This window comes from Pseudomonas sp. AC112 (assembly GCF_979253545.1).
In genome coordinates, this window is sequence record NZ_CEEDCM010000001.1 from 2190932 (window position 1) to 2206366 (window position 15435).

Here is a 15435-nt window from a genome sequence, read left to right on the forward strand (position 1 = left end):
GGCAGCCACCGCTTTACCCGGCAGGGAAGTGTGTTAGAAGCGCGCTTTAGGCGTCGCGCAAGGGATCGGCCCGTCGCCGCCCAACGGTCGGAACGCCGACTGGTCGGCATCGTAGGCGCGGATTTCGCTGGTCTCGATGTTGTAGATCCAACCATGGATATACAGCTGACCATTGGCCATGCGCGAAGCCACGGAAGGGTGGGTCCGCAAATGCTGCAGTTGGGCGATGACGTTTTCTTCGGTCAGCACCTTCATGCTCTCGCCTTCATTGGCGCAGTCGCAGTTGTCCTCGACCATGGACTTGGCAACTTCAGCGTGTCGCAGCCAGGCCCTGACGGTTGGCATCTTCTCCAGGCTGGCGGGGTTGAGGACCGCACGCATAGCGCCGCAATCGGAGTGCCCGCAAACGATGATGTGCTGCACGCCCAGGGCAAGGACGGCGTACTCGATGGCCGTGGAAACACCGCCGTTCATCTGCCCATAAGGCGGTACGACGTTGCCGACGTTACGCGTCACGAACAGATCGCCCGGCGAGCTTTGGGTGATCAGCTCAGGCACGATGCGCGAGTCGGCGCAGGTAATGAACATCGCCCGTGGGCTCTGGGCCGTGGCGAGTTTCTTGAAAAGTTCTTCCTGCTGAGGGAAGACGTCGTGATGGAAATGCAAAAAGCCGTCAACGATATGCTTTAGCGCTGCATCGGCGGTTTCCGCCACTGGAGAGGCAGAAGCCGACGCAGCCAACGGCTGTTTATCCTTGTCACTCATGATTCATCCTCTTGATTAATGCAGGGGAGTTTTCAGGTCAGTTCGACGCTTGGCCAGTGGAAAAGTTGTAAAACGCCAGGGGCCAGAGTGCCGACTCATCAGTCACTCGCTGAACAAGGTAACCGTCGAAACTTAACTCAAACTGAATGAACCGCTCTAGGACGCGGGTTTCAGTGATGTCAAAACGCGACTATTCCTACAAGAACAGGGCATTCCACCTGTTCAGTCTACAACAAAGCCATCTGTCTGCCGGGTGGACAAAAGGCGCTGCAATCCAGGTTGAAGCCTTCTCGCCGGTTGAGCCCCAGGCGTTTGATCGCCTTGCTGAAGCGCTGGGCGAGCAGATCGGCAAACGGGCCTTCACCACGCATGCGCACACCAAAGCGGCTGTCATACACCTCACCACCGCGCACCTGGCGCACCAGGCTCATGACATGGGCCGCGCGTTGCGGGTAATGGGCCGCCAGCCACTCCTCGAACAATGGCGCCACCTCCAGGGGCAGGCGCAGCATCATGTACGCCGCACTTTGCGCGCCCGCCGCGTGGGCTTCGGTCAACAGGCTCTCCAGCTCACTGTCGTTGATCATTGGAATCATCGGCGAACACAGCACACCCACCGGGATCCCCGCGTCGCGCATCACCCGGATCGCCCGCAACCGCGCCTTGGGCGCCGCGGTACGTGGCTCCAGGATGCGCTTGAGTTCGTCGTCCAGGCTGGTAAGGCTGATCATCACGGCCACCAGTCGCTGGCGGGCCAGTTCGGTGAGCAGGTCCAGATCGCGCAAAATCAGCGATCCTTTTGTAATGATCGTTATCGGGTGGCGATAGCGCAGCAGGACTTCCAGGGTTTGCCGGGTGATCTTGTACTCGCGCTCGATCGGCTGGTACGGGTCGGTATTGGATCCCAGGTTGATCGGCGCACACACGTAGCCCGGCTTCGAGAGTTGCTGTTCCAGCACATTGGCGGCGTTGGTCTTGGCGATCAACCGGGTCTCGAAATCCAACCCCGGCGACATGTCCCAATAAGCATGGCTGGGCCGTGCATAGCAGTAGATACAGCCGTGCTCGCAGCCACGGTAGGGGTTGATCGAGCGATCAAACGGCAAGTCCGGCGAGTTGTTGCGGGTGATGATGGTCTTGGCCGTCTCTATGCGCACTTCGGTGCCCTGGGTCGGCGGCACTTCCTGGAACCAGCCGTCATCCTCGACCACGCTGACCGTGGGCGCAAAGCGGTTATGCAGGTTGGTGGCCGTGCCCCGGCCTCGGGGTGGCAGCGGAGTAGACATGAAAGCGCCTCGATACTGTTTTTATATACAGTATCGAGGCGCAAGGTTTCTGACCAGTGCCGTTTGGCGGCCAGGGAAGGATCAGTGCTTTTGTGTCACCTGCCCCAAGTCATCGCCGGAGGTGGTGCGCATATCGTTCTTGCGCAGGTCCGCCACTTCGCTGGCGTTGACTGGCGCGCCCTTGTTGCCCCAACTGCCACGAATGAAACTGACCACATCGGCCACTTCCTGATCCGACAGGCGCCAGGCGAACGCCGGCATGGTGAAGGTGGATGGCGCCGTGTGGGTCGCCGGCAAAGTGCCGCCGTTCAACACGATGTTGATCAATGACGTGGCATCCGCCGTCTGCAGCACAGGGTTGCCCGCCAACGCCGGGAACACACGTGTATAACCATGGCCATCGGTACGGTGGCAGGCGGCGCAGTTGTCGATGTACACCGAGGCGCCGCGCTGACTGTCGTCGCCTTTCCACAGGGCATCAGCTGCCTGCTTGTCGTACTGGTGCGGCTGATCCTTGGGGTCCGCCGCCGGCAGGCTCTTGAGGTAACGGGCGATAGCCGTCAGGTCATTTTCCGACATGTACTGCATGCTATGGACGACAACATCGCTCATGCCGCCAAACACCGCGCTGCGATCACTGCGACCGGTCTTGAGGAATTGCACCAGTTGCTCCTCGCTCCAACTGCCGAGGCCGTCCTTGTGGTCACCGCGCAGGCTCTTGGCAATCCAGCCTTCCAGCGGCGCGCTGCCGGACAGGAAAGCGTTGCCGTCAGTGGCGCTCAGGGCTTTTTCCTGCATGGTCAACGCCCGTGGCGTATGGCAAGCGCCGCAGTGGCCGAGGCCCTCCACCAAATAGGCGCCGCGGCTGATCACCGGGTCGGCAGTGGCTAGCGCCGGGGGCTCCTCGACAGCCGGCGCGAACATCCAGCGCCACGCCGCCAGCGGCCAACGCATGCTCAAGGGCCAGGGAATATCGCTGTCCTTGTTCTCCTGGGCAACGGGCTCAACGCCCTTCATGAAGTACGCGTACAACGCCTTCATGTCGCTGTCGCTGACGCGAGCATAAGACGGGTAGGGCATCGCTGGGTAAAGGGTACTACCGCTCTTGGCGACGCCATGGCGCACGGCCTTGTCGAAGTCTTCGAAGCTGTAGTCGCCCAGGCCGGTCTTGTCCGGCGTGATGTTGGTGGAATAGATCACGCCAATGGGGGTTTCCATTGGCAGGCCACCGGCGAAGGGCTTGCCACCCTTGGCAGTGTGGCAGGCCACGCAGTCACCGGCGCGTGCCAGGTATTCGCCTTGCTTGATCACGTCGGTTTCTGCGGCGCTCACTGAGCAACTGCTGAAAAGGGCGAAGGTGGCGATAACAAGTGCTCTCATGGTCATCGCTCCTTATGCCTGAACCAGTGGGCCGGGGTTTTTCAGGTACTGCTCGCGGATTGCCCGGGCCGACCAGTAGGTCAGCGCCGCCACCAGGCCGGTAGGGTTATAGCCCAAACCTTGTGGGAAAGCGGATGCGCCTGGGACAAACACGTTGTGCACATCCCAGCACTGCAGATAACGGTTCAGCGCGCTGGTTTTCGGGTCTGTGCCCATGATCGCGCCGCCGTTGAGGTGGGTGGTCTGGTAGGACGCCGTGTTGAAGTGCTCACCGACCTTTTTGCCCAACACCGCAATCGCCTTGGGGTTCATCGCCTCGGCGACCTTGCCCATTTTCTCGACCATGAAGCGGTTCATCTTGATGTCGTTTTCCTGCCAGTCGAACGTCATGCGCAGCAACGGTAGGCCGTAGGCGTCGCGGTAAACCGGGTCCAGATCCAGGTAGTTGCCCCGGTAGGATTGATGGGCGCCATGGGCATCCATCGACACTTGGTGGGTGTAGTAATCGGCGGTGGCGCGCTTCCAGGCGCTGCCCCAGGCCGGAGTACCCGGCGGGTTCGAGGTGCCGGCAATGGGTCGGCTGCCAGCCTGGTTGACCCACATCGGCGAACCGCCCACAAAGCCGTGGGGCCCGTGGTCGAAGTTGTCAGCGTTGAAGTCATCGATGGCCACGCCATTGCCGCCCGCACCGATGAAGTTATTGGTGTGGGTGTCCTTGTCGAAGAACGCCTTGATGGTTGCCATGTTCTGGTAGGCGAAGTTCCTGCCCACCACGCCTTCATTGGTAATCGGGTCGTACGGCTTGCCGATACCGGAGAGCAGCATCAAACGCACGTTATGGAACTGGAACGCGCCTAGGATCACCAAGTCCGCCGGTTGCTCGCATTCGCGGCCCTGGGCGTCGATGTAGGTCACACCGGTGGCTTTGCTCTTCGTGCTGTCGAGGTTGACCTTGAGCACGTGGGAATTGGGCCGCAGCTCAAAGTTCGGCACCTGGCGCAGCGCCGGCAGGATATTCACGTTCGGCGAGGCCTTGGAATACATGTAGCACACGTAGCCACTGCAGAAGCCGCAGAAATTGCACGGGCCCATCTGCGCACCATAAGGGTTGGTGTAGGGGCCCGAGGTATTGGCTGACGGCAGGTTGTAAGGCTTATACCCGACGCTGGCCGCCGCTTTCTGAAACAGCTGTGCGGAGACGGTGTTCTTCTGCGCTTCCAATGGGAACGGGTTGGAGCGATCCGGTGCATAAGGGTTGCCGCCACGGCCTTCGCCGACCAACTGGCCCTTCACGGTCCAGGCTTGGCCGGACGTACCGAAGACTTTTTCCGCATAGTCGAAAAACGGCTCCAGCTCTTCATAGCTCACGCCGAAGTCCTGGATGGTCATGTCCTTGGGAATGAAGTTTTTACCGTAGCGTTCCTCGTAGTGGCTGCGCATACGCAGTTCTATCGGATCGACACGGAAATGCACCCCCGACCAGTGCAGGCCCGCGCCGCCCACGCCGTTACCCGGCAAGAATGCACCCAACTGACGGTTAGGCAGGGCAACATCATTCACGCTATGACGAATGGTCACCGTCTCCTTGGAGATGTCCTGAAAGAGCTTCTTACGCACGCTGTAGGTCAATTCGTCGATGACCTGGGGATAGTTGCCGTCCGGGTACGTGTCCTGCATCGGGCCGCGCTCCAGCGCAACCACGTTGAGGCCCGCTTCCGTCAGTTCCTTGGCCATGATCGCGCCGGTCCAGCCGAAGCCTACGATCACTGCATCCACTTTCTTCATGATGGTCGCCACGCTTATGCCCTCTCGCCGCGGATTGAAACGGCCGGGAAGGGGTACTGCTCGTTGCGTTCCACCCAGTCCATGAAATCGGCGCGGGCGCCGGGGAAGCCGATCATGGTCCAGCCGACCATGCCTTTGTTGCCGCCGTGTATCGGGTCGCAGAAGAACCCTTCCTTGGTGTTTTGCAGCAACAGGTTGAAGAAAATCTTCGGGGGCACCGCGTCAAAATGCGCGGTCACTTCACTGCCGCCGGCTTCGAGACGGTGCAACATATCGTCTCGGGTAGCGCTGTCTTGCGCAGCAAAAACCTTACCGTTGAACGCCTTCGACCAGGCATCCGTCGCGGCAATGCCCAGGCGATAGATGTCCTTGGGCACCAGTTTGCTTTGCCAGCCCATTTCCGGCGGCGCATCGGCGTTGAACGGGCCCTGCATGAACCACAGCGCACCGCTGGCGTAAGGGGTGTTCATTTGGCGGTCGATGTATTCCGGCGCACCCGCTTCCAGGGCACCCGGGCCTTGGGCATCGGCGGGGATCAAGCGCTCGACGGCGGCGTTGATAAACGCCCATTCCTCGGCGGTGAAATACGCGGGCTCGTAGGCCTTTTCGCTCGCCACAGGCTTGGCGGGCGCCGCCTGGGCCGGCTCGGGCGTAGCCATCAGCATCGAACCGCCAAGGCCTGTGCTGGCAACCGTGACCACCGGGATCAAGGTCAAGGATTTGCGCAAAAAGTCACGCCGGGGGTTGTCTTGATCTTGATCAGACATGGTGGCACCTCATCATGTGGTCACGGGTTTATCAGCCGCTTCTGGGAGCGGCTTCTGGGAGCGGCTTCTGATTTTTTCAGCAGCGAATTGGATCCAACCGACCCAAGGAGATAGAACGCAGCGGCAATCAATAGTTACAAATGATAGCAGGCTAAGGATGTAGAGAATCGATTCAGCGACTAAAGACTGACGAATAACGATTCTTTGACGAGCCCCTCACGCCCCATTGACCCCCTGCACACGAAGCTGAGCACCCTCTCCAGCCCTCTGCCCGGTCATGTCACAGATGCTCAAGAATCAATGGAGGTCGGTCCTCGGCCTGGCGCTCATAGCGCTGCTCGCCAGCGCCTACACACAGGCTGACGAGCCCACGTTTATTCGTTCTGCCGAATGGGCGCAGCCTGTGGGCGAGCAGTACAACCTTTATCAAATGACACCGACGCTCTATCGCAGCGAGTTACCGGATCGCAACGCAGGGCGCCTGCTGGAAAAACTAAAGATTGGTACCGTGATTAATTTCCTGCCGGAGCCCGATAACGAATGGCTCAAATCCCCAGGCATCCGACAGATTCAGCTGAGTTATCGCACCGATCATGTGGACGATTCCGACGTATTGGCCGCACTGAGAACGATCCGCGGCGCCGAAGCCGACGGCCCGGTGCTGATGCATTGCAAGCATGGCTCTGACCGTACCGGCCTGATGGCGGCGATGTACCGGGTGGTGATCCAGGGGTGGAGCAAGGAGGATGCGCTGAACGAGATGACTCTGGGCGGCTTCGGCAACGGCAATGGCTTCAAGAACGGTGTTCGCTACATGATGAGGGCTGATGTCGCCAAGTTGCGCAAGGCGTTGCTCAATGGAGAATGTAGCACCAGTGCCTTCGCCTTGTGTTCGATGAAGAGTTGGATGAACACTGCCAACACTGGCTCCTGAATTCAGACCGAGTCGCCGGGTGGAACACCTGAAAATAAATTCACCAACTCAAGCAACGGTCGAGAAATACCGGGAGCGAGCACTGATTCGCGAAACGCGCGACCGGTCTCCGGGTTGAAGATACCTTCTTGCTCAAACCTTTTGAAAGCTGCACGTGCCAGCACTTCAGACCATTGGTAGGCATAAAATCCGCACTCGTATCCCGACACCATATGGCTGAAACCGTTGGCATAACGCACAACGTCCAGCGCGGGCAGGTGCCCGATCTCACCGTTGGCACTCGAAAATACCTGCTCAATACTGCGGCCATCGCCTTGGGTGCGGTGTACTTCGATATCAAACAACGCCATGGTCAATGACTCAGCGCGCTCCCAGGAAGCTTGGGTATTGGCATACACCACTTGCTGCCGAGCCAGCGTCTCAGGCAGTTGCGCACCCGTTTTGTAGTGGTTGGACAGCCAGACAAGACATTCAGGGGAATAACACCAACGCTCAAAGAACTGGCCGCAGAACTCCGCACTGTCCATACCCAAATCATCGACGCCCATTTTGGTGCGATAACCTAAGCCCATCATCATTTGCTGTAAGCAGTGACCCAACTCATGAAAAAGGATCTTGAGCTGTCGATGCCCGAGCAAACAAGGTTCGTCAGGGGTCCCTTCAAACTGGCTAAAAAGCACGACCATTGGTTGCACTCTGCGGCTTTCAGCCGTGGTCCAGCGGTTTCTTAACGATAATGCGTAGGGAAAATCTCCTGCATTTTGCCAATACGGCACGAAATAGATCTGCCCCAACACTTCACCATGCCCCCGTACCTGAAAGAGGCGAACCGAGGGCGCCCAAGAGTCGAAGCCATGTATTTCGATAATTTCAATGTCGAACAGACGCCCTACTAGCGCAAACAGCCGAGGTAAGGTGGTATCGAGGGGAAAATAGACGCGCAGTTCCTCTTCAGTAATGCCACTGGTTCTCTGCCGAATGATCTGCGCCAGAAAGGCGCAATCCCAGGGTTGCAGGTCTGTCAGCCCAAGCTCACGACCCAATGTCGTGATCGCTTGCTTGTCATGGGTAAAGTCTGAGCGCAATGCCCTGCTTTGGTGACGAATAAAAGCCAGCACTTGAGCATCGGTATCCAAAACTTGGAGTTCGAGTGCCAATTGAACAAAGTTGGCGTAACCCAATAGCTTGGCTTTTTGATTGCGCCGGACCATCAGCATTTGCAGTAACGGACCATTGTCGAAGTGCCCGGCGTGCGGGCCCAGGTCAGAAGCACGTGTGTTGTAGGCAGTGAAAATTTCCTCTCGTAATAGTCGATTCTGCGCGTAAGCCATGCATTCCCGGTAAATCTCTTCATTCAGTGTCATCAGCCAACCTTGCAGGTTAACCGCACGGGCCTTGTGCGCCATACGGGCCTTGAGTGCCGCAGAGAGCCCTTGCAACTGTGATTCGTCGTTGATGTGTTTGCTCCAGGCGCTGTTCGCCGCCTCCAACTGGGCCAGGAACAACTGCTGGAGACCTGCAATTTCACGGTCGAGCGTCGTTAGTCTTTTTTGCGTAGCAGGCGCCAACTCGATACCAGCCAGCCGAAATTTTCTCAGCGTGCGCCTAAGCAAGCGCTGACGGGACGCATCGAACAGTGCTGCTGGTGAACTCTCAACCAACGTTTTGTAGCAGTCGAACAGCTCACGGTTACTCGTCAGTTCTCTCACGAACTCTACAGCCCGAAAAGTGGCTTGCGCGCTGGCGTCCATCCACTCCTGATCGGTGTTTACGCCGTCAAGGATGGAAATCACTACTAACACCTCGTCGATACGAGAGGTAACGGCCTCCATCGCAAGCACCAGATCATCCCAGTTGGGGTTGTGCCGCTGGCTGGAGGTAATTCGGACGACTTCGGTGCGACTGTGCAGCACGATCACATTGATAGCAGGCACGAGATGCTCGGCACGAATAGCCGAGAAGGGCGGCAGGTAATAGTCCTGCAACAGGGGATTGGGATCGGGCATGGTGCCTCCTTGGAAACAACAACAGGGAGTTGTCATCCTGGAGCACGCCATGGAAGAGAGGGGTGTAAATGCGTAACGCACCTCGCCCTGAAACTATTGTTTCAGGGCGAAGAACATGAAACTTATCAGTCTTTTTTCAGCTTCGGATTAGGAAAGAACTGCACCGCCTGCACCTTGGGGTCTGCGGGCGCTTTCAACGCCGAAGTGTTCACCCGCGTACCCAATTCCTTGGGCACCGACAGTCCCTGGTCATTGAGCGTATCGGTATAGCCGCAGGCTACGCATTCACGGTGTGGCACGTTGTCTTCGGTCCACATCTTCAGCTTGTCCGGCTCACTGCACGCCGGGCAGACCGCCCCGGCGATAAATTGCTTTTTGGTGATCACAGGCCCTTCACTCATGCTGCCGCGTCCTCACTCAGGCCGCTGTGACGCAAGAGTGCGTCAATCGACGGCGCACGTCCGCGGAAGTCGACGAACAGCACCATCGGTGCCTGGGAACCGCCACGCGCGAGGATGGCTTCGCGGAAGGCGCGGCCGGTTTCGGCATTGAGCACGCCGTCTTCCTCAAACTTGGAAAAGGCATCCGCCGACAGCACTTCGGCCCACTTGTAGCTGTAGTAACCCGCGGCGTAACCACCCGCAAAGATGTGCGCAAAGCTGTTGGGGAAGCGGTTGTAGGCCGGCGGACGCATCACCGACACCTCATCGCGCACGCCTTCCAGCACTTGCGCCACGCTACGGCCATCACCGTGGGTTGCGTGCAGTTCGAAGTCGAACAGCGAGAACTCCAACTGGCGCACCATCATCAGGCCGGACTGGAAGTTTTTGGCCGCGAGCATTTTTTCCAGCAGGTCCTGGGGCAATGGCTCGCCGGTTTCATAGTGACCGGAGATCAGCGCCAGGCCTTCGGGCTCCCAGCACCAGTTCTCCATGAACTGGCTCGGCAGCTCCACCGCATCCCAGGCCACGCCGTTGATGCCGGACACCCCGGCGTGTTCAACGCGGGTCAGCAGGTGATGCAGGCCGTGGCCGAATTCGTGGAACAGCGTGGTGACTTCATCGTGGGTCAGCAGGGCAGGCTTGCCGCTGTCAGCCGGGGTGAAGTTGCACACCAGGTTGGCCACCGGGCTTTGCAGTACACCGTCGATCGTGCGGCGACGGTCGCGGGCGCCGTCCATCCAGGCTCCGCCACGTTTGTTGGCGCGGGCGTAGAGGTCGAAGAAGAAGCGACCGACATGCTGGCCGTTTTCCTTGATTTCAAACAGGCGGACATCCGGGTGCCAGGTGTCGAAGCCTTTCTGCTCGGCGATTTCTATGCCGTACAGGCGTTGCACGATGGCAAACAGGCCGCCCAGCACTTTGTCGATCGGGAAGTACGCGCGCAGGGCTTCCTGGGACACGCTGTAGCGCTGCTCACGGAGTTTTTCGCCGTAGAAACCGCTGTCCCAGCTTTGCAGGTCGGCGCAGCCTTGTTCGGCGGCGTAGGCCTTGAGCTGTTGCAGGTCCTGGGCGGCAAACGGCTTGCTGCGCTTGGCCAAGTCGCGCAGGAAGCTCAGCACCTGGTCACTGGACTCGGCCATCTTGGTCGCCAGGCTCAGTTCGGAGAACGACGCGTAACCGAGCAACTGGGCCAGCTCCTGACGCAGGTCGAGAATCTGTTCCATCACCGGGCCGTTATCATTCTGACCGGCATTCGGGCCTTGGTCCGACGCTCGGGTACAGTAGGCCGCGTAGACCTCTTCACGCAGGGCGCGGTCCTGGGCGTAGGTCATCACCGCGTAGTAGCTTGGGAATTCCAGGGTGATCAGCCAGCCGTCGAGGCCTTTGGCCTGGGCGGCGGCGGCCATCTGCGCCTTGGCCGAGTCGGTCAGGCCGGCGAGGGTGGCCTCATCAGTCACGTGTTTGGTCCAGGCCTGGGTGGCGTCCAGCAACTGGTTGGAAAATTTGCTGCCCAACTCGGACAGTTTGCTCTGCACTTCGGCGTAGCGTTTCTGCTGCTCCGGCGGCAGATCGATACCCGACAGGCGGAAGTCACGCAGCGAGTGTTCCAGGATAGTTTTTTGCGCCACATCGAAACCGGCGGCTTCCGGGCTGTTGGCCAAGGCTTCGAAGGCTTGGAACAGGGCGCGGTTCTGGCCCATCTCGGTGGAGTAGGCGCTCAACGCCGGCAGGCAGCCTTCATAGGCTTCGCGCAGTTCGGCGCTGTTGCACACGGCATTGAGATGGCTGACCGGGCTCCAGGCAGCACCGAGGCGGTCATTCAGTTCGTCCATGGCCAGGACCAGGCCGGCCCACGTCGGATTTTTCCCCTGGCTTTGCAGGATGCCTTCGATGGCGACACGGTTGTCGGCGAGGATCTGTTCGATGGCCGGCTGGACGTGCTCGGCACGGATCGCCGAGAACGGCGGCAGGTCGTAGGACTGCAGAAGAGGGTTGTTCGCGCTCACGGTTGGCACCTTGGCTGAAGAAACATGTAAGAACAAAGATGGGGCCATCTTAATTACAATCAACGTCCACCGCAGCTATCAGCAGAAGAGAGAGAGGCTATCGTGACCCTTCGCACCTATCAGAACCACACGCCAGCCCTGGGCGCCGGGGCTTTTGTCGATATTTCGGCGGTGGTGATCGGCGATGTTGAAATCGGCGCCGACAGCTCGGTCTGGCCGCTGACCGTGATCCGCGGCGACATGCACCGCATCCGCATCGGTGTGCGCACCAGCGTGCAGGACGGCTGCGTGCTGCACATCACCCACGCCGGTCCCTTTAACCCGGACGGCTTCCCGCTGTTGATTGGCGACGATGTGACCATCGCCCACAAAGTCATGCTGCATGGCTGCACGGTGGGCAACCGCATCCTGATCGGCATGGGCAGCATCGTGATGGACGGCGCGGTGGTGGAAGACGACGTGATCATCGGCGCTGGCAGCCTGGTGCCGCCAGGCAAGAAACTCGAAAGCGGCTTTTTGTACGTGGGCAGCCCGGTTAAACAAATCCGCCCGCTGACTGACAAGGAACGCGCCTTTTTCACCTACAGCGCCGCGAACTACGTGAAGCTCAAAGACCTGCACCTGGCTGAAGGATTTGACCGATGACCCTGCACTACCAAACCGTGCTGTTCGACCTGGATGGCACCCTCACCGACCCGCGCGAAGGCATCACCCGCTCGATCCAGTACGCCCTCGGCAAACTCGGCATTGATGAGCCGGACCTGACCAAGCTGGAACACTTCATCGGCCCACCCTTGCTGCAAGCCTTCATGCAGTTCTACGGCTTTGACGAGGCCAAGGCCTGGGAAGCGGTGAATTTCTATCGCGAGCGTTTCAAGGTCACCGGCCTGTATGAAAACCGTGTGTTCGACGGCGTGATGCCGCTGTTGGAAGACCTGGGCGGCCAAGGTCGCCAGCTGTACGTGGCGACGTCCAAGCCGTGGGTATTTGCCCGCGAGATCGCCCGGCATTTCGATTTCGCCAAGCACTTCAAGGTGATCTACGGCAGCGAATTGGATGGCACACGCACCAATAAGGTCGAGCTGATTGCCCATTTGATCAGCGAAGAACATCTGGACCCGGCCACCACCCTGATGATTGGTGACCGCAAGCACGACCTGATCGGTGCGCGCAGCAATGGGCTGGATTCGGCAGCGGTGGGGTATGGGTTTGGCAGCTTTGAAGAATTGAATGCCGAGGCGCCGACCTGGCATTTTGAGACGTTGGATGAGATGCACCAGGCGTTTTTGCAGCGGCCTTGAGACTGCTATCGCCGGCAAGCCGGCTCCTACAAAGATCGCGAAATCCTGTAGGAGCCGGCTTGCTGGCGATAGGTCCCTAACGACCAACACCCTCCAACTGCCTCAACGCCGCCTTGCGCTGCTCCACCGACAACCCTCCCAATCGCTCCACCGCCTTATAAAACCCCACCCAATCCCCACCTTCCCGCGCAAACAACGCCGCAAACGCCGGCACCCACTGGTCGTACAGCCCAAATGGCAACAGCCGCGCATTGTTCATGGGCTGGCTGATCCAGGCGTCATAACGTTTATCGCCGCCCCATTGGCTATCGCGCAGTCGCCGGTAATCGCTGCGCAAACGCTCGAATTGCGCCGCCTTGGCTTGACGCATCGCATCCTCAGCCAAGGGTTGGGCGTAGAGTTTTTGCAAGCGTTGACGGGTATCGAGGACCAACTGGATAAACTGGTCACGCTGTTTGGACGTGGACAAGCTATCAGGCGCCAGCCCCCGTGCAGCGCGCCATTGGCGTGTACCTTCCTGCTCGACGAAATTGGCAAACGACTCATTGAACTCGGTGTCGTCCTTCACATAGAAACGCTGGTGCGCCAGCTCATGGAAGATCAGCGTGGCCAGGCGTTCATCGCCCCAGTTCATCATTGAATTCATGATCGGGTCGTTGAACCAACCCAAGGTGGAATACGCCTCGACGCCGCCTATCGAGACGTCCATGCCCTGCTGCTTCAACAACGCAGCCTCGCCACGCGCCGCGCCCTGGTTGTAGTAGCCGCGATAGGCCACACAGCCGGCGATGGGGAAGCAATGGGTTTCGGGGGACAGGGAAAATTCCTGCGTGGCAAATACGTTCCAGACCACATAGGGCCGGCCGATGTCGGCGTACAACCTGTAACTCTGGTTGTCAGGCAGGTGCAGGTGTTCACTGGCGAACGTGCGCGCCTTTTGCGATTGCACCAGGTGCTCGCGCAATAAGGCAGGGCGGGAGGGGTCGGCAATCACCTGAGCCACCGGCTCCCTGGCCCGCAGCAACTGCCACTGACCGCTGGCCAATTGACCGTAGTAACTGACACTGGAGCAGCCGCTGAGCAGCACAACCATCAACCCTGGAAGAAAACGCCTGACCATGCACCGACCACTCCTGGGTAATTTGCTCGCCAGACTATCGTGCCTGTGCGGAATTTTTCCATGGCATGACGTGTTTATACTCATAGGGAGCCTGCTGCCGTCGGCGCCGGGCTCCATTCTCTCCTTCCGTCGAGTGCCTGCCATGCGTCAGCTCTTGTTTCCCGTCGCCGCTTTGTTCCTCAGTGCCTGCACGATTACCCCCGTTCCACCGGCGGATCCGCAGCAAGCCTGGGTCGATTTCACCACGCCAACGCCGGGCTCCAAGCTGGTGATGGCGCAGCGCCTGGACGGCAAGAACCTGGATGACGGGCGTTTCTTCCAGTTCCCGCCCGGCCATCATGAACTGATGGTGCGCTTCGACTTTGAAGTCCCGGCAGGTGGCGGTTTGGGTGGGCTGAGCCAGATGATGTACCGCACCTGCTTCATGACCCTGGAATACGACCACTTCCAGGCCGGCCAGCGCTATGTGCTGGAAGGACGCTCGTTGGCCTTCACACCCAATATCCGGTTGTATGACTCGGCGCGTCAGTTGCTCGCGGAGGAACGCAGCGTCAACTGCATCTGATCAGTCGTTGTTCTTCTGGTAGACGATGGCCTTGGTGCCGTTCTCACAGCTGCCGACAACCATGGCGCTGTCGTGCTTGTCGGCTTCTTCCTTGCTGACGATCTCCAGGGTGTAGGACGGAACCGCATTAGCCTGGATCTTGACCTCGATCTCTTTCCTGAGCTCTTCACAGTCTTTTGGTGCGGCCACAGCCGATGTGGCCAATACACCGCAGATGATCGCCAAGGCAAAACGTTTCATGTTTGAAGCTCCCTAAATGCATTGCGCACGGGTGTGCGGCTAAGGCTGCATAGGCTATAGGACCACATCGGTGAAACACGAGTTCTGATTTAACGCATAACTAAATGTCGGAACGAACCTCTGTGGGAGCCGCGCTTGCCCGCGATGCAGTTGCCTCGGCTTCGCAGTGACTCCGAGGTGATGCTTTCGCAGGCAAGCCAGCTCACACAGAAGCCGGCTGCTACCGGTTTAGCGGTGTCAGTTTACGAGCGTGGCATCCAGGCTGATTTTTGCATTCAGCACCTTGGACACCGGGCACCCTTCCTTGGCCTTTTTACTCAGCTCATCAAACTGCGCCTGGCTTGCGCCCGGAATCTTGGCCTTGAGGACCAGGTGCACCGCAGTGATCGCGAAACCGCCGTCCACCTGGTCCAGGGTCACTTCGGCCTGGGTGTCGATGCTGTCAGCCTTGAGCCCGGCATCGCCGAGAATCATGGAAAATGCCATGGAGAAACAGCCCGCATGGGCCGCACCGATCAGTTCTTCCGGGTTGGTACCCTTGCCGCCTTCGAAACGGGCCTTGAAGCCGTAGGGCGCTTCGCGCAGTACGCCGGTTTCCGTGGAAATGGAACCCAGGCCAGTCTTCAGGTCACCTTCCCAATGCGCGGATGCTTTTTTAACGATACTCATAGCGGTCTCCTCGAACGGTGGTTTTACGTCAGTAAGGGTTCTGAGGATAGACGGCGTGGCAAAGTTCATCTTGTCGGAGAAACCGAGCGATTCAGTAGGAAATTTCCGACTCAACTATTGAATCTCGGGTATATGCCCTCATTGCATAGGTATGCACATGAAGCGGCA

General features: G+C 59.1%; 15 protein-coding genes. 4 read left to right on the plus strand and 11 right to left on the minus strand.

Going from position 1 to position 15435, the window contains the following annotated elements; genetic code table 11:
- Positions 1–33: 33 nt before the first annotated feature.
- The 5 genes from AC0IYN_RS10140 to AC0IYN_RS10160 all read right to left on the minus strand — a co-directional run bounded on the left by AC0IYN_RS10140 (position 34) and on the right by AC0IYN_RS10160 (position 5983).
- Complete coding sequence (locus tag AC0IYN_RS10140; RefSeq protein WP_078046236.1) at positions 34–765, minus strand: carbonic anhydrase; 732 nt, start codon at positions 763–765, stop codon at positions 34–36.
- 227 nt (positions 766–992) lie between these two features.
- Positions 993–2051, minus strand: coding sequence for a PA0069 family radical SAM protein (locus tag AC0IYN_RS10145; RefSeq protein WP_471841287.1), 1059 nt, complete (start codon positions 2049–2051; stop codon positions 993–995).
- A gap of 81 nt (positions 2052–2132) precedes the next feature.
- Positions 2133–3431, minus strand: a complete 1299-nt coding sequence (locus AC0IYN_RS10150; RefSeq protein ID WP_471841289.1) for a c-type cytochrome — start codon at positions 3429–3431, stop codon at positions 2133–2135.
- A gap of 12 nt (positions 3432–3443) precedes the next feature.
- Positions 3444–5228 (minus strand): GMC family oxidoreductase, encoded by a 1785-nt coding sequence (locus AC0IYN_RS10155; RefSeq protein ID WP_406596163.1) that lies wholly within the window; start codon positions 5226–5228, stop codon positions 3444–3446.
- Between the two features lie 2 nt (positions 5229–5230).
- Positions 5231–5983 (minus strand): gluconate 2-dehydrogenase subunit 3 family protein, encoded by a 753-nt coding sequence (locus AC0IYN_RS10160; RefSeq protein ID WP_406596164.1) that lies wholly within the window; start codon positions 5981–5983, stop codon positions 5231–5233.
- A 286-nt stretch (positions 5984–6269) separates the two neighbouring features.
- Between AC0IYN_RS10160 and AC0IYN_RS10165 the strand changes: the two genes are divergently transcribed.
- Complete coding sequence (locus AC0IYN_RS10165; RefSeq protein ID WP_457247979.1) at positions 6270–6917, plus strand: phosphatase domain-containing protein; 648 nt, start codon at positions 6270–6272, stop codon at positions 6915–6917.
- 2 nt (positions 6918–6919) lie between these two features.
- Here the strand turns inward: AC0IYN_RS10165 and AC0IYN_RS10170 are convergent, their stop codons facing one another.
- The 3 genes from AC0IYN_RS10170 to prlC all read right to left on the minus strand — a co-directional run bounded on the left by AC0IYN_RS10170 (position 6920) and on the right by prlC (position 11372).
- On the minus strand, positions 6920–8923 hold the full coding sequence (locus AC0IYN_RS10170) for a M3 family metallopeptidase (RefSeq protein ID WP_471841294.1): 2004 nt from the start codon (positions 8921–8923) through the stop codon (positions 6920–6922).
- A 125-nt stretch (positions 8924–9048) separates the two neighbouring features.
- Positions 9049–9324 carry a YheV family putative zinc ribbon protein gene (locus tag AC0IYN_RS10175; protein WP_010207776.1) on the minus strand — a complete coding sequence of 92 codons (276 nt, stop codon included), beginning with the start codon at positions 9322–9324 and terminating at the stop codon, positions 9049–9051.
- Positions 9321–11372 carry an oligopeptidase A gene (gene prlC / locus AC0IYN_RS10180; RefSeq protein ID WP_406596167.1) on the minus strand — a complete coding sequence of 684 codons (2052 nt, stop codon included), beginning with the start codon at positions 11370–11372 and terminating at the stop codon, positions 9321–9323. Before prlC ends, AC0IYN_RS10175 begins: the two co-directional genes overlap by 4 nt.
- Positions 11373–11474: 102 nt before the next feature.
- On the opposite strand from prlC, the gene AC0IYN_RS10185 reads away from it, so the two are divergent.
- Positions 11475–12017, plus strand: coding sequence for a gamma carbonic anhydrase family protein (locus AC0IYN_RS10185; protein WP_471841299.1), 543 nt, complete (start codon positions 11475–11477; stop codon positions 12015–12017).
- Complete coding sequence (locus tag AC0IYN_RS10190; protein WP_471841302.1) at positions 12014–12673, plus strand: HAD family hydrolase; 660 nt, start codon at positions 12014–12016, stop codon at positions 12671–12673. The genes AC0IYN_RS10185 and AC0IYN_RS10190 overlap by 4 nt, the downstream gene beginning before the upstream one ends.
- 76 nt (positions 12674–12749) lie before the next feature.
- On the opposite strand, the gene AC0IYN_RS10195 is transcribed toward AC0IYN_RS10190, so the two are convergent.
- Entirely contained in the window at positions 12750–13793 is a 1044-nt protein-coding gene (locus AC0IYN_RS10195; RefSeq protein WP_406596170.1) for an aminopeptidase, read from the minus strand.
- A gap of 142 nt (positions 13794–13935) precedes the next feature.
- Between AC0IYN_RS10195 and AC0IYN_RS10200 the strand changes: the two genes are divergently transcribed.
- A complete protein-coding gene (locus AC0IYN_RS10200; RefSeq protein WP_457247982.1) occupies positions 13936–14358 on the plus strand; it encodes a PA0061/PA0062 family lipoprotein in 423 nt (140 codons plus the stop codon).
- Here the strand turns inward: AC0IYN_RS10200 and AC0IYN_RS10205 are convergent, their stop codons facing one another.
- Both AC0IYN_RS10205 and AC0IYN_RS10210 read right to left on the minus strand, forming a co-directional pair.
- Positions 14359–14598, minus strand: a complete 240-nt coding sequence (locus AC0IYN_RS10205; RefSeq protein WP_010207769.1) for a DUF1161 domain-containing protein — start codon at positions 14596–14598, stop codon at positions 14359–14361.
- A gap of 237 nt (positions 14599–14835) precedes the next feature.
- Complete coding sequence (locus AC0IYN_RS10210) at positions 14836–15267, minus strand: OsmC family protein (protein WP_065926832.1); 432 nt, start codon at positions 15265–15267, stop codon at positions 14836–14838.
- Positions 15268–15435: the final 168 nt, after the last annotated feature.

Excerpts from the sequence above, each read along its gene's own strand:
- AC0IYN_RS10140 (WP_078046236.1), bottom strand. The coding sequence starts at position 765 with ATGAGTGACAAGGATAAACAGCCGTTGGCTGCGTCGGCTTCTGCCTCT.
- AC0IYN_RS10145 (WP_471841287.1), bottom strand. The coding sequence starts at position 2,051 with ATGTCTACTCCGCTGCCACCCCGAGGCCGGGGCACGGCCACCAACCTG.
- AC0IYN_RS10150 (WP_471841289.1), bottom strand. The coding sequence starts at position 3,431 with ATGAGAGCACTTGTTATCGCCACCTTCGCCCTTTTCAGCAGTTGCTCA.
- AC0IYN_RS10160 (WP_406596164.1), bottom strand. The coding sequence starts at position 5,983 with ATGTCTGATCAAGATCAAGACAACCCCCGGCGTGACTTTTTGCGCAAA.
- AC0IYN_RS10165 (WP_457247979.1), top strand. The coding sequence starts at position 6,270 with ATGCTCAAGAATCAATGGAGGTCGGTCCTCGGCCTGGCGCTCATAGCG.
- AC0IYN_RS10170 (WP_471841294.1), bottom strand. The coding sequence starts at position 8,923 with ATGCCCGATCCCAATCCCCTGTTGCAGGACTATTACCTGCCGCCCTTC.
- AC0IYN_RS10175 (WP_010207776.1), bottom strand. The coding sequence starts at position 9,324 with ATGAGTGAAGGGCCTGTGATCACCAAAAAGCAATTTATCGCCGGGGCG.
- AC0IYN_RS10190 (WP_471841302.1), top strand. The coding sequence starts at position 12,014 with ATGACCCTGCACTACCAAACCGTGCTGTTCGACCTGGATGGCACCCTC.
- AC0IYN_RS10195 (WP_406596170.1), bottom strand. The coding sequence starts at position 13,793 with ATGGTCAGGCGTTTTCTTCCAGGGTTGATGGTTGTGCTGCTCAGCGGC.
- AC0IYN_RS10200 (WP_457247982.1), top strand. The coding sequence starts at position 13,936 with ATGCGTCAGCTCTTGTTTCCCGTCGCCGCTTTGTTCCTCAGTGCCTGC.
- AC0IYN_RS10205 (WP_010207769.1), bottom strand. The coding sequence starts at position 14,598 with ATGAAACGTTTTGCCTTGGCGATCATCTGCGGTGTATTGGCCACATCG.
- AC0IYN_RS10210 (WP_065926832.1), bottom strand. The coding sequence starts at position 15,267 with ATGAGTATCGTTAAAAAAGCATCCGCGCATTGGGAAGGTGACCTGAAG.